This window comes from Arsenophonus nasoniae, from assembly GCF_004768525.1.
GTDB classification, from domain to species: Bacteria; Pseudomonadota; Gammaproteobacteria; order Enterobacterales; family Enterobacteriaceae; genus Arsenophonus; species Arsenophonus nasoniae.
The window spans coordinates 2358705-2372641 of the sequence record NZ_CP038613.1 but is presented as its reverse complement, the minus strand read 5'-3'; the positions used below and the strand labels follow the sequence as shown (position 1 = coordinate 2372641).

General features: G+C 34.9%; 17 protein-coding genes. All 17 read left to right on the top strand.

All coding sequences use genetic code 11. The annotated features are described in order from the left end of the window. Nucleotides 1–33 precede the first annotated feature (33 nt). The 17 genes from ArsFIN_RS11845 to ArsFIN_RS11765 all read left to right on the top strand — a co-directional run bounded on the left by ArsFIN_RS11845 (nucleotide 34) and on the right by ArsFIN_RS11765 (nucleotide 13937). Nucleotides 34–504, top strand: coding sequence for a hypothetical protein (locus tag ArsFIN_RS11845; RefSeq protein WP_026823400.1), 471 nt, complete (start codon nucleotides 34–36; stop codon nucleotides 502–504). Next, nucleotides 504–953, top strand: coding sequence for a hypothetical protein (locus ArsFIN_RS11840; RefSeq protein WP_034249902.1), 450 nt, complete (start codon nucleotides 504–506; stop codon nucleotides 951–953). The genes ArsFIN_RS11845 and ArsFIN_RS11840 overlap by 1 nt, the downstream gene beginning before the upstream one ends. Then, nucleotides 950–1366, top strand: a complete 417-nt coding sequence (locus ArsFIN_RS11835) for a hypothetical protein (protein WP_026823402.1) — start codon at nucleotides 950–952, stop codon at nucleotides 1364–1366. Before ArsFIN_RS11840 ends, ArsFIN_RS11835 begins: the two co-directional genes overlap by 4 nt. After that, a complete protein-coding gene (locus ArsFIN_RS11830; RefSeq protein WP_026823403.1) occupies nucleotides 1367–2311 on the top strand; it encodes a hypothetical protein in 945 nt (314 codons plus the stop codon). Further along, nucleotides 2312–3703, top strand: coding sequence for a hypothetical protein (locus ArsFIN_RS11825; RefSeq protein WP_026823404.1), 1392 nt, complete (start codon nucleotides 2312–2314; stop codon nucleotides 3701–3703). It abuts the gene before it with no gap. Nucleotides 3704–3713: 10 nt separating this feature from the next. Further along, the gene (locus ArsFIN_RS11820; protein WP_026823405.1) at nucleotides 3714–4157 is read left to right on the top strand and encodes a hypothetical protein; all 444 of its coding nucleotides are present in this window, start codon (nucleotides 3714–3716) and stop codon (nucleotides 4155–4157) included. Next, the gene (locus tag ArsFIN_RS26370) at nucleotides 4157–4744 is read left to right on the top strand and encodes a hypothetical protein (protein WP_026823406.1); all 588 of its coding nucleotides are present in this window, start codon (nucleotides 4157–4159) and stop codon (nucleotides 4742–4744) included. Before ArsFIN_RS11820 ends, ArsFIN_RS26370 begins: the two co-directional genes overlap by 1 nt. Before the next feature lie 93 nt (nucleotides 4745–4837). Continuing rightward, nucleotides 4838–6646 carry a lytic transglycosylase domain-containing protein gene (locus ArsFIN_RS11810; protein ID WP_026823407.1) on the top strand — a complete coding sequence of 603 codons (1809 nt, stop codon included), beginning with the start codon at nucleotides 4838–4840 and terminating at the stop codon, nucleotides 6644–6646. A 42-nt stretch (nucleotides 6647–6688) separates the two neighbouring features. Next, nucleotides 6689–7321: a hypothetical protein gene (locus ArsFIN_RS11805; protein ID WP_246067204.1), complete on the top strand. Its 633-nt coding sequence runs from the start codon at nucleotides 6689–6691 to the stop codon at nucleotides 7319–7321. Between the two features lie 4 nt (nucleotides 7322–7325). Continuing rightward, nucleotides 7326–7589: a hypothetical protein gene (locus ArsFIN_RS11800; RefSeq protein ID WP_026823409.1), complete on the top strand. Its 264-nt coding sequence runs from the start codon at nucleotides 7326–7328 to the stop codon at nucleotides 7587–7589. After that, the gene (locus ArsFIN_RS11795; RefSeq protein ID WP_051297079.1) at nucleotides 7589–8668 is read left to right on the top strand and encodes a hypothetical protein; all 1080 of its coding nucleotides are present in this window, start codon (nucleotides 7589–7591) and stop codon (nucleotides 8666–8668) included. The genes ArsFIN_RS11800 and ArsFIN_RS11795 overlap by 1 nt, the downstream gene beginning before the upstream one ends. A 4-nt stretch (nucleotides 8669–8672) precedes the next feature. After that, nucleotides 8673–9374 (top strand): hypothetical protein, encoded by a 702-nt coding sequence (locus ArsFIN_RS11790; protein WP_026823410.1) that lies wholly within the window; start codon nucleotides 8673–8675, stop codon nucleotides 9372–9374. Continuing rightward, on the top strand, nucleotides 9371–9715 hold the full coding sequence (locus tag ArsFIN_RS11785) for a hypothetical protein (RefSeq protein WP_026823411.1): 345 nt from the start codon (nucleotides 9371–9373) through the stop codon (nucleotides 9713–9715). Before ArsFIN_RS11790 ends, ArsFIN_RS11785 begins: the two co-directional genes overlap by 4 nt. A gap of 10 nt (nucleotides 9716–9725) precedes the next feature. Next, entirely contained in the window at nucleotides 9726–10952 is a 1227-nt protein-coding gene (locus tag ArsFIN_RS11780) for a baseplate J/gp47 family protein (RefSeq protein ID WP_026823412.1), read from the top strand. Continuing rightward, entirely contained in the window at nucleotides 10949–11773 is an 825-nt protein-coding gene (locus ArsFIN_RS11775; protein WP_034249904.1) for a hypothetical protein, read from the top strand. The genes ArsFIN_RS11780 and ArsFIN_RS11775 overlap by 4 nt, the downstream gene beginning before the upstream one ends. 3 nt (nucleotides 11774–11776) lie before the next feature. Beyond that, the gene (locus tag ArsFIN_RS11770) at nucleotides 11777–12709 is read left to right on the top strand and encodes a gp53-like domain-containing protein (protein ID WP_051297080.1); all 933 of its coding nucleotides are present in this window, start codon (nucleotides 11777–11779) and stop codon (nucleotides 12707–12709) included. A 1-nt stretch (nucleotide 12710) separates the two neighbouring features. After that, on the top strand, nucleotides 12711–13937 hold the full coding sequence (locus tag ArsFIN_RS11765; RefSeq protein ID WP_051297081.1) for a gp53-like domain-containing protein: 1227 nt from the start codon (nucleotides 12711–12713) through the stop codon (nucleotides 13935–13937).

Here is a 13937-nt window from a genome sequence, read left to right as displayed (position 1 = left end):
GGACGGAAGTCCTCTCTATTTTCAGAGGGAAAAATGAAATTATTTATTGCTAATTGCACTCATCAAAAGCACAAGTTTAATTATAAATTACCAGAGAGTTATCAGTCTTTTGGGATGGACATTGATAAAGGTCAGCAAATTCAATTACCAGAAATGACCTCAAGTGAGATTGAATACGTGATCTCACAACATGAAAGTTACGGTTTGACTGATGTAAAGAGAATAAATAAAAAATTCTCAGGTCTTTGTTATTCAATCGATAATCCTATTAGTGTTTCAAAAATAAAAGATGGTCAGTGTCAAAAAAATGAAAATTTAGAGTCAATGTCAGAAGAGATAATGAAAAATACTGCCGCTGCTTCATTACAAAATTTGGAGCAAAAAATATTAGAAACTGGAAATATTCCCGACGGTTCTGTATTAGAAATTGATATAGAAGCAAAGCCGGTTGATCCTGAATTCAATAAAACTCCAATGAAGAAAAAACTGAAGGCACAACGTTAATGATTAAACCGACATTCGAGGGATTTTTAGATTTTGTCAGAAATATTATGAAAGTTCCTGAATCGGCTATTTCTGATGATGATCCAGCTTTAAAGTTTTGCTATGACACCGCCTTAGAATTTATTCCAAAATACCTAGGTCTCGAATTTCTGCCTCATATTTATGTAACAACTGTTTATAACTGCGCTGCTTCTTTTTTGATTAATTATGCTCAAGATACGCCGCCTGATACATATTGGTCAGATATTAGAAAGAGTTTAGGTATAGGCACTCCATCCTATGGAATAACGAACTCAGCAGCAGATCAGGGTACATCAGGTTCAATTGTGATTAGTCAAGCTTTGTCGAATCTTAGTTTAGCTGATTTGATGTTGATGAAAGATCCGTATGGTAGACAAGTCGTAGCAATTCTGATGGAAATGGGCCCACTTTGGGGATTAACAAAATGAAACTCAATCTTGGCGTTATCGATGTTATTTATGATTACGGTGATAATCCAGGACAAACAACACATGAAGTAGCGCAAGACCTAGAGCAACGATATCGATTATTCACGCATTTTTTCAACATGCATCAAAATGAGATAATAGAAGAGTTAGGAACTGAAATATTGTATTCAATTGTGAATCAAATTGAGCATGGTATTGACTCAAATGTTGACATGAACCTGGAACAAACAAAATTAACATTTCATAAGTTCCTAGAAAACCAAGAATTAGATGGGAAAGTTTATGGAGTTCCTACTAAAGCCTCGATACTAGGTGTTAATTCTAGATTAAAGAAAAAGAAAGGGCCTCCTAGACCTTCATTTATCGATGGAGGGCTATTGCAAACAAGTTTTCAAGCATGGGTAGAAAAATAAATGGCCAGCTTAGAAGAAGCTGCGAAAGTGGCAAATACACAACTTTCATCGGTATTACATTCAGCAGTAGAAACTATCTCGTCAGATCAGACAATCAAATTCAAACTTTATGTTAAGCAAGTATTGCCGATAGATGGTTTTGTTTACTGGGTTAATGCTGACATTTTAAATCAATCTGAATTAAAAAGATTGAACGTTACCGCTGCAAAAAGTTTGATAGTAAAGGGTAGTCTACATAGACAAGTGGTTAGCAGACAAGATGAAACAACGTCATTTTCAGTCGATAGAATTATTTTCACTCCCTTGTCAAAAATTGATGATTTCGATTTAGTTGATCCCCAAACAATGTATATCGGAGAATTTGACGCAGCTAGGTTTAATTTTTCGTTAATGCATAGCAAATATACTCAGGCTGGAATTTTCCACTATGAAGGGGTAGCTGTGTTACCGACGATGGAGACGCAGTTAATTGATAAAATAGAAGATATTCCCGATAAACTTGTTTTGTCTAATAGTGTTCCTATCTGGCTAAGCTTAAATAAATTTTCACAAGTTTATCCATCCTTTTTGTCGCCAGCTAACTTATATCCTCCTTATATCGTCGCCGACGTCAAAGAAACAAAACCGCTACAGATAGGGTCATTTTCAAAGAACAACACTCGATGGCAGTGGGTACAAGACAAAGTCAGAGTGACACTTTACGGATTGAATAATGAGCAAGCATTAGATTATGTAGATTACATTGTTCAATCAGCGCTAGAAGATGAAAGTTTCGGCGTTTCTAATATGCCGGTAGTTAAAGACGGCAAAGCTAATCAAGTTGAAATCAATGTATTAGCAAAACAAAAAATAATCGAATTTGAAGTTAATTATTACCAAGCGACGGCGAGAGAGATCGCATACAAATTAATAAAAGAAGCAATTTGCAATTATGAGGTTCACTAAATGTCTTATCAAATTGTTGATATAAATGTTTCACAAACGATTAGCGCCACGCCGTCTAATCTACAACAGAAAGCGGCATTTTTGTCGTACGGATATACTTCTGCTCAAATCGGAATACCACATTTAATAACAAATATAAAAGATTACAATGATATAACTCAGATACAAATAGTTTCATATACAGCAGAAACTAATTCAGCTAACACTGAAACAACTTTATATATAACCTATCCTGAAGATGTCAATTTACCCTACGAAAAAGGTGAAAATATTCAGTTAATTATTTCTGGATGTTATCCTGAAAAACCTTGGAATGGAGCACAATCAGGGGAAATATCAGAAGAGTTATCTAACACTATTGTGTGTAAATGGCTTAGATCTTGGGATTCAGAAACATCACCTTCAATTCTAGGTAAATTTACATTTACAAGTGATTATGCAGAAGGAATTAATCCTTATGAATTAACGGAAGATGTAAGGATTTTCTTTTCACAAGGTGCGAATGTTGGTGCTTATATTTTAGAGCTAGGCCCTATTCAATCTACTATTGAAGAGATAGCGCAAGAACAATTAAAAAGACTTATTGCATATGTGCAAGAACCAGAGGAAAAGATATATAGCTATCAATTAACGGAAGCAATTAGCTCATTAGAAGAAACACGTGCTTTTGTGAAACAATATGAAGCGCCGGATGCTATGCAATACTTTTTTGTAAAAGTTAAAGACACTAATCCTTACAAAACAATCAAATCTGCTCCAGCAATGACATTTAAGCGAAAATTAACGCCAGGAAGCTTGGAAGATCCATGTCCTTCTGGTGCTTTTTTGTGGAATTATGTCAGCCCATCTCCTTCTGAAGTTAATAAAGTTCCGCCTATGTCCTTTCGATATTTACGCGGCGTTGAAGCATTAAAAGAAAAAGATTCAATTTTACAAAAGTATGATAGTGATTTTATTAATTATGTTGGCACGGGCGCTGAAGGTGGAATTTCCAACACAATTTTGCTTAAAGGTGTGTTCAGTGATGGTAATGATGCAACGTATTGGTATTCAGTAGATTGGGTTCAGATTAATGTTAAGCAAGCATTAGCCAATGCAATCATTAACGGAAGTAATAACCCTATAAATCCGCTTTATTACAATCAAGATGGTATAGATAGACTACAAATTGTTGCTCAAAACGTGATGAATAGTGGCATAAGCTATGGCCTCATCAATCCTGATGTTACAGGTGGTGTAACGGTTAATGCAATTCCATTCAAAGAATATATCACAAATAATCCCAATGATTACGCCATAGGTCGTTATGCTGGTTTTTCAGTTGAATATGCACCCAATCGTGGATTTACAAAAATTATATTTAATATCAATGTAACACTACAGGCAGCTTAAGGAGTTATATATGCCAAATCCAATGATAAACCCAGGTGTACTTAATCGGGTAAGGGGTAGTGTTAAGTTTGTTGACTATCCGCAGTTAAATGTATCAGCTTCATATCTAGCACAAGAAGGGATAGAATTATTGTTTCAGGGTAATTTTGTTGATTCATTGCCGGTGATGGCAGGTGTTGTTCAGTCACCTCAACCTTACATTTTATTGGGTGTAAGAATTCATTTAGTAAGAAGCCAGGAACTTGCAAGTATTTATAAAAAACAATCTGAATTAAATTGCTTATTGGGAGACATAAGACTTTATACAGATAGCACAAAATATGGTGATTTTGATTTAATAAATACTGCATTAAATAATGTTGCCGATATGACATTCAACGGTACTGATCCTGGCGTAGTTATCACATTAACAGGAACCTATTTTGTTAATTCTTCTATGTGGGATGCTATCTAATGAAAATTAATCGTAAATTGAACTTAGTTGTTCCCGTTGATTTAAATGATGAAACTTCAGGATTTATACATTCAACACCCATATCAAAAGAAATTTTTCAAAAACATGTATTAATTTTAGCTAAAACTTACTCATTCATTTTTTCTGAAAACTTAAATGCGATATCAGGGCCACGAGTTGCCTATTTTTTGCTTAAACAAATAGCTGAAAGTCAGGGAGATTGGGAAGGTAAGGATGGTGTAGAGAATCCCTTAATTAATGAAATTATTCGCCTTTCAAATCTTGTTTACCCTAAAGAGAAAAAAGGCTATGACACAATGCCGCTTGAGGTTGCGATAGAGAAAGAGCTAATTGATATCGATGAGGCGATTAATGAACTGGTTTTTTTTACATGTTTCTCTGTGATCAACAAACCCGCTCAACTTGCAATATGGATGGAGCGGCTAAATTTGCTGTGGAATTGTGCAAGTACACCCTTGAATGTTACGGAATGGATTGCTTCTATCAAGACATCGAGTGCTACAGACAGTACTGGCGAGATGGAGAAACCATCATCTCAGCAATCCTCGACTATTGTGCCGGCTTAGGATTTTATGATCTCTTTATTGACTTGCCTATAAAAATATCAACTTCATCTCAATTCCGCGAATTATTAAAATGCAAACCAAGAGGATTGTTTAATGGCTAATTCCGTGCCAGTGCTTACTATTGATATTGATGATAGTAAAATAAAGCGATTAGAAGACGTTGCTAAACAATTCCATGATGCATTTAATACAATGCCTTCCGGTTCAATACCTTCTGGTAGACCCAGAGGGGGTTATATTCCAGGTAAAGAAAAATGGAATAATAAATGGATTTCTGCTCATGAAAAAGACATTCAATATAGTCCATTATTTAAAAAATCTGGGACAAATGAGTTTGATAAATTTTTTAATAATTTAAGCAAAGCATCTAAAGAAGCCTCTAAATCACTTAAAGAGCTAAATAAAACACTCAAGCAAACTGCTAACGTAGCCGGAGGTTTATTCTCTACAACATTAAGTTGGGGTGTGAAACTGGCTGCTTTTGGTGCGATTGGAACTGGTGGTTTTGGATTAATCGCTAAGGGTGCAGCAAATAGTTTATTATCCCCTCAAGGTAGAGGTATTTCTGTTGCTCAACAACAAGCAATCAATGTTGCCTTTGGTGGTAGAATATCGGGAATAAATAGCATTATAAATGATCTCAGTAGGGCTAAATATGATGTAAATTCTCCCACGCGACGCGCATTGCTATCTCAAGGAATTAATTACAACAATAATGCTTTTGAAAATATTGGCCCATATCTTCAATCTGTATTGAGAATTGCTGATCAACATCAAGGTGCTGGAGCGCAATTGAATGCCTTACAATCAATGGGATTCAATATTACAGCTGATCAACTTAATCAACTTCAAGCAAACAGAAATCGTTTACCGCAATTCATTCAAGAAATGCAAGCAAATGCAGGTGTTTTTGAAAGTCAGGCGCCCGATAGCACATACCGTGGTTATCAGGATTTAGTCGCTAATTTTACCAAAAATACTTATCAATTAAGTAATTCATTTTTAACCACATTAAGTAAATTAAATCCTGGGTTACAAAAATTTTCAGACGCAATAACTAAGGGATTAACCACATTTATTAGTGGGCCAAATGGTGAAGCTTTATTTGAAACCATTGGTAATGGATTGTCCAGCTTAGCAAAATGGTTAGGATCTGATAATTTCCAAAAAGACTTAAAAAGTTTTGTTGAATTGATAAAAGCGTTAGTAAAGGCTATTTCTGATGCTGTTAAATGGATTTCTGGTGTTTTTGGCGAAGTAGATAGAGCTAAAAATTCTGGATTCGTTCAAGGAAATATCTGGCAAGGAGTTAAAGAATCTTATTACTATGCAAATGATTTAGTAAATAAAGGATTAAAGAACGTTGGAGATTTATTGTTCCCAAGCGCTAAAGCGGCTACAACTAACGCGGTTTTGAATAATATCATTGGAACGGAGTCGAATTGGAATAATAGTAAAATAAATAAAAAATCTGGTGCCATTGGATTAGGACAAATCCTTCCTTCTACTGCGAAATTATATGGATTTGATATCGAAAGGCTAAAAACAGATCCTGAGTATAATTATTATGCATCCAAAAAAATATTTGAGGATAACTTAAAAAGATATAACGGAGATTACGCTAAATCATTGGCTCAATATAACGGCGGAAATAAAGCTGTTATGGGGAATAGTCTTAATCTTAATAATGAAACTATAAATTATTTATTAAAAATACTTCGAGCCGTTCCTGAAGCTGCTGCTCAACATCCCGGATTAATCGATGCTCTTACCTCAGCTCAATCGCAATCCAGTATTCCAGGTAATGGGAAAAATAGATTTATCATACAGCTAGAGACAGTTGATACTCCAGGGGCTGATAGTAATTTACAAATACGATCTCAGAAACAAGTAGCATATTAGGTTATAATATGGCAGCAAATATTATTCAAAGTACTTTTTCTCTTGCCTTCGAAATATCCCCCCATCATTTTAAATGGCGGAATTGCAAAAGATATTCCTGGAAATTCTTTGCCTATTGCAGTATTTACAGAGGCATTAAGTATTGTTGGCGGTGTTTTGCAAGGAAATGTAAGTGCTTCAACTAAATTTTATCCCATGGCGGGGACAACACTAATACAGCAAGACATTGGTAATTACAATTTTTTCAATCAAATAACCGCAGCCAATGCGGTGATAAAAAAACCAAATAGAATTATCATGCAAATGATAACGCCTGTTAATACATCTGGTAATAAATACACAAAAAAAGTATTAACCTTTGGCGCTTTAAAATCGGCTTTAGATTCACATAATCAGGCCGGAGGAAGCTATACAATTTTAACGCCAGCTCACATTTACACTGGCTGTTTGATGAGAAATTTTGTTGATAGTTCAACATTATCTAGTGAAAATAAACAAACTCAATATAGCTGGATGCTTGAATTTGAACAACCCGTGTTAGCTTATAGAGAACTAGAACAAACATTAACGAACGTATTGCAAAAATTTCAAGGTGAATTACCTTCTGGCGGTGAAATAGCCTGGTCAGGATTAAAAAATGCTGTTTCGGATGGCATTTCTAATATTTTTGGATAAAAAAATGCAAACAATATCATTCAATCCAACTGATAAGCAGCAATTTCAATTTCAATGTTCTTTAGCGGGAGAAACAGTAACTGTTTTTACTCCCTACAATAATTATTCAAATCGTTACTATGTCAAAATAAATGATAGTTCAGGTAATACCAGGGTATTCATGCCATTAGTGTTTTCTCCTGATAATTATGACATTAATCTGGCAATTCCTTTCGAGCCAGGAACATTAATTTATCGCTCATCAATGAGTCACTTTGAGGCTAATTAATGCGATATTATCGATTAACTATTTTAAAAGATGGCAAGTCAATTCCTGTAAATGTTGGTGGGCAAAACGTAACTATTGGGCCATTTGATACAAGTAAAACTCCGTCTTATGGATTACATATTGAATTTGATATTTTAATTCAAGGATGGAATACAGTCACATCAGGAACTGTTATTACTATTTTCGGATTGCCGGTTGAAGTGCTTAACCAATCAATCAATTTTGAAGGTTGCCAGGTAACACTAGAAGGAGGATTTCAAGCTGGTTTGCCTTTATCAAATCCCAAGCAAAATGGCGTTATTTTACAAGGTAAAGTATATACGGCTTATGCTAATTGGTTAGGAACAAATCAATGTTTAATGTTAAGTGTAACACCTCAACAGTTTGATCAAGTATTGGGGAGTTTCCCTATCAAACCTATCACAATAACAGGAAAGTTAAATGATAAGCTTTCGGATGTTTTAAATAATGCTTTAAAAAATGCCTATCCTGATTACAAAATAGAAATCACTATCTCAGATGAACTTGTTCTGACAGAAGATATTGATGGTGTTTATCCTGGTGGACTTAGTCAATTAGCTGGTCAGATGAGAAGTTATTCCAGAGGATTGTATCAAAATGCTGCCTATGACGGTGTTAGAACAACTATTCAAGATAGTAAAATAAAGCTATGGGATAATGCCTATATACCCCAAAAAATTCAAACCATTTCAATAAAGTTTGAAGAATTAATTGGTCAACCAACTTGGGTTGAGGTTAATACTATTAGCTTTAAATGTCCTATGCGGGCTGACATCAGGGTGGGTGATTATATCCAGCTAAGTAAAAATCCTTATACAAGTCAAGGAAGAGTTTTCTTTGGTGGTTCTTCTCAGGTATACAATTACGCAAGAGAAAAAATAAATTTCTCAGGATATTTTCAGATTAGATCAGTTAGGCACATAGGACAGTACTTAAATGCTGATGCCAATAATGCCTGGGTAACGATTTATGAAGCCAATATCGTTGGTAAACCTGTAGAACAGAAATTAAGAGGATACTCTATTCCACTACCAAAAGGTGTAACTCGACCAGGATGAAAACATGAGTAATTCACAAAAACTCCCTCCCATAGAATCGTTAACCCAACTGATAAACTCACTCATTAATGATCGCTTATCAATCGAAGGTAAGCAATTACCTTGTTACGTGGTTGATGTAGATAATCAGTTTGTCACTGTTCATTTCGATATGTTGCCGGATAATATTGTTTATCCTGAGATTAAGATCCCAATTCTAAGTTGGGAGTATATCCGGATACCCATTCAAAAAGGCGACAAGGGTGTAACTTTAGCGGCCGATGTTTCATTAAGAAATGTTAGCAAACAGGGTGGTGTCGCAAACAGATCTATTTTACCATCACTGACGCCTTTATTTTTTGTTCCCATTTCAAATATTGCTTGGTCTAAAGAGGATGATAAAAAAGTCGTAATAGTAGGCCCAGAGGGTGCAATTATAAAAACTAAAGACGGCAAAAATATCATTACCGTTGATCCGAACAAGATTGAATTAAAATCCTCAGAAACAATTGTTACTGTTAATAATAACAGTGTAACACTTAAAGCCAATGACATTTATTTAAACGGAAAGATACATCTAAACGGCCCTATTGTTACTGATAAAGGTGCTGAAATAGACATTCAGAGTGATGCAAAAATTAAAGGAATCAAGTTTACTGAACATGCGCATCAAGTGCAGGGTATACAGACAGGTGGTTCTACTGTTGTAAGTAAGGGGCCGCAATGAGAACGTGGGGAAGAATTTTAGAAAAAGGTAAAAAGGTATGGGTTGAAGTTAAACCTGACGCCGATGGAGATTCATCTTACTTTTGGCTAACAACGCTTATTCAAACATTGAAGTTAAATTTAGGCGAATCGCCATTTTATATTAATTACGGTATTCCTGCTCAGCAGTCGATCGTGACGCAAATTTATCCTGATTATTATGTTAACCAGGTGCAGCGGCAATTTGCACCTTATTTTGCATCATTAACGATAAATAAAGTGGATAATACATTAAATCCAACCTATGACGTAAACGTAGTATTTTTTAATGGCACAACATTCCGACAACAAATTGCAACCTAGCGAGGTTGAAATGGCAGATATCCCCGTAGTAGTCGATGAATCAGGAGCACAACCCACATCACCACAGGAATTATTAGCAAAACTCATCGATATTGTTTCAAAACAAGTTCCAGATTACACAGCAAATCTTCCTCCTGCACTTATTACTGATTTAGCCACCACAGCTGTAGGCGCTTTAACTATTAATGATAGCGCTATGGTGGAAACGATAAATTCTGTAACTCCGTATGGCGCTAATATTCCAATGTTAGAGCAATTAGGTCAAATATACGGAGTTCAAAAAGGCAGAGGATATAATACTGCTGTCTATGTAGTTTTCACAGGAACACCGGGTTATACAATAGAAAGAGGGTTTAGAGTATCAGATGGAAATCAATCCTATGATGTGCAAACACCAACAACAATCCCAGAATCCGGTCAAACAGAATTGGTTTATTGTATTGCTATTAATACCGGAATATGGGCAGTACCAGCTGGCACTGTTACAAAAATACAAACTTCATTTTCTAGTGAAGTAAGATTAAATTGTATAAACCCATCTGACGGTATACCAGGTAGTAATAACCCTAATTGGGAATCTTATCGAGCTCAGGTTTTACAGGCAGGAATGGTGACATCAATTGGAACGCCATCTTTTCTTAAAAATGAGTTACAAAAAGTAATAGGTGTTAGAGCTAATTTAGTTTCTTATCGAAATGTTGCACCTCAGGTTTGGACAATATTAGTTGGTGGAGGAGATATTTATCAAGTTGCTGGTGCTATTTACCGCTCTATTCCAGACATTTCAACATTAACAAATGAAGTTCCATCTGGTTCTGGTGATAATCCTCCCAGGGCTGTTAATGTTAGCATTATTGATGCAGCTGATACTTATACTATTCCTTATTTAATACCCAATTCTCAAGATGTAGCAATAAATTTAACATTTAGCATTATCTCTAATATTGATGTTTCAGAAGATGTTGTATCATCATTAGCAACGCAACCTATTATTGATTATCTAACTAATATTCAAATAGGTGATCCGATAAATTTAATCAATCTTGAAAGTGTTTTTGTTGAATCAATTATGGATGTTGTGTTACCTAAAAACATCTCCAACATTTTTATTACTGTATATATAGACGATATTGCAAAGCCACCTTTAGAGGGAACTCAATTAGTTTACGGCGATCCGTATAGTTATTTCATTACCTCGTCAACCGCAATAACAATTAGAAAAGCTGGTGCATCATGACAGATAGATTAGTAGAAAAAATATTACCTGCTTATCCTTTTGTTCAATATAATGATGATGAATATGTAGTTGCTTTTTTTGACGCTTATAATGTATTAGCTCAAGAATATTTGACTAAATTTAATCAGCTAAATCTTGGATTTTGGCCAAGTGAAATTATCTCTGGAAAGCTGCTTGATTGGATTGCGTTAGGGATATATGGAATAAAAAGAGAAAGGATAATCATCATTGAATTTCCTACTCTTAAAGATCATGTTGAAGAAGGACCGCTAAACACCATCCCATTTAATACGATCCCGTTTAACACTAAAGACGTTGACGCTTATCAATATCAGTCGGATTTTAAATCAGCAGGTGTTTACAATACGATAGAATATAACGCTATCGCTTATAATCAATTCAAAGAAAAAGCCAAAACAAAAACACAATACATGTCTGATGATTTTTTTAGACGAATTTTGCTATGGAATTTTTATAAAGATGATGGTTTTCAATTTAGTATTCCTTGGTTGAAAAAACGCATTTTTCGGTTCTTTAGGTGTGTTATGGGAAATGGTTTAGATTATGTGAATAGATACGATTTTATTGATCCTCTGAGAAAAGGTTTCTCACCCGATCTGAGGGATTACAAAATTAGTGTTGATAAAGGTGTATTTACAATAATGATAAATCCCCTCGCTTACGATATGGGTTCAAATTCTGAACATCCCGAGTGGTTTGAATTTTTTAAAATATGTATAGAACAACGATTAGTAAACTTGCCCTTTCAATATCAATTCAACGTTTCCCCATGGCCAGTTCAAACCCAACCTATGGAGTAAAAAATGCTGTTAGGATTTGGTAATAATTTAACTTCAAAATTATCTTTAGGAATTTCTGAAACTGACACACAAATAAAAATAAGCAATGGGACAGGAATATACTTTCAGCAAGCGCTTAACTTTGAAATAAAAAACCCTGATGTCAAGCATGATTATATGGCAAAGCTTACGTTGTCTAATGCTGACAGAACGAAAGTTGAAATAATTCATTTATTGAGTGTTTCAGGTGATACGTTAACAGTTTCTCGAGCACAAAAAGGAACTGGAGCCAAGGCGTGGATGGTAGGATCGGTTATTTCTAATTTACCTACAAAAGATAATCAAGAAAGGTTTGTGCAAATAGAGCAACTACAAGGAGGTGATTTTACTTATGCTGTCGCTTCTGGTGATTCTAATAATATAACAATAAATATTCCTTCTACTTTTCAAACAACTTTGGCATTTAACTCTCCCATTGTTGTTTCTCCAGTAAGCACAAATACTGATAAAGTTAAATTGACAATAAACTTAGGATCAAAAAGCATAGGTCCTATTCCGGTTTATCGATATAACAAACAAGATTTGATACCTGGTGATATTTTATCAGGCATTCCTTTTTGTGTGATATTAGAAAAAAATAATGATTTTTTCACGATTCTTAACCCCTGTGCTATTCCAGCCGGTGGAAAAACTTCTAATGATTTTTATCGATGTGAAAAAACAGGATTTACTATCCAGTGGGGCACCGGAACATTAACAAATCAAGCGGGAACGACAGTAATCTTTAAAACACCTTTTTTGCTTTTCTGTGCTGCTGTTCTTCCTATCTCAAATTCAAGCTATACCACGCAATATCCACTTAGTGTGATATCAAAAACGATAACTGATTTTAAAGTTCAAGGTACACCTTGGATTGCGCAAATGAAAGATTTTAGCTACATAGCAGTAGGATATTAATATGATATTAGGATTCGGAAATAATGTTACATCTCGATTAGCATCTGATATTACATCATCTCAGACAACAATAACTATCGATTCAGGTTCTGGTACTATTTTCTCTCGCTTATTAAACCCATCAATCAGTAATCCAGATGTAAAACATAAAGTGATCGCTAAGATTACCATTTCTGATATTGAACAAACAATATGGGAAGTATGTCATTTGACAGAGGTGAATGGAGATACACTAACTGTTATAAGGGGACAAGAGGGCACTTCGCAAAGAGGGTGGAATGCAAGCAGCCTTATCGGCAACTTTGCTACAAAAGGATCAGAAGGTAATTTTGTACAAATAGAACATTTGCAAGGTGGTGATTTTACTTATACAACAGCAAAAGGAACGGCTAATGATCTCGTTGTCAATCTGCCATCAACTTATACAATTGATAATTGGGATTTAAAATCACCTATTGTGATATCTCCCATTAACAATAATACTGGCAATGTCAAGATTCAACTGTTGTTAAACGGATTTTTAATTGGAGATTTTCCAGTTTATAAAGCAAATAAAAATCAACTAATTAAAAATGATATTGTTGCGGGAGTTCCCTTTATTGTTGTTTTAGATAAAACTAAAACATTTTTTAATATGATAAATGCCGGAAGTATCTATGACACATTACAACTAGCTCAGCAGCCTGGTTCATCAACAACAATCCCGTTGAGTCAAAATGCTGTAAAAGAATATTATGCGTTAAAAACATCTCAAGATAATTTAACAGCAGGTAGATTAACTGTTAAGTCTCCTAGTACTCATGGATATTTAGAATTAATTGCAGCTAATGGAAACACTTGGCGGGTAGGTTCTAATAATAATGACCAACGCGGATATTTAGAAAAAATTGGTACTGGTGGCTACAATGTGTATTTTCCTAACAACGCGGGAACGCTAGGGATTCAAAACACCGCCAGCAAATCTCAAAACGGCTATTGGCGATGTGGGGATACGGGGATAATTATCCAGGCAGCAACATATAAAACTAGTGGAAATGGAACGAAAACGTTTAATTTTCCAATACCATTCCCTTCACAATGCATGTCTGCTGTAGCTTCAGTAAATGGAATATCTAATGATCCTGATTATTATTGCTTTTATGTTAGAGCAAAAAATAATCAATATATAACTACTTATTGTGAAGGGATTGGCATGACTGATATAAATATTTTAGCTATGGGATATTAA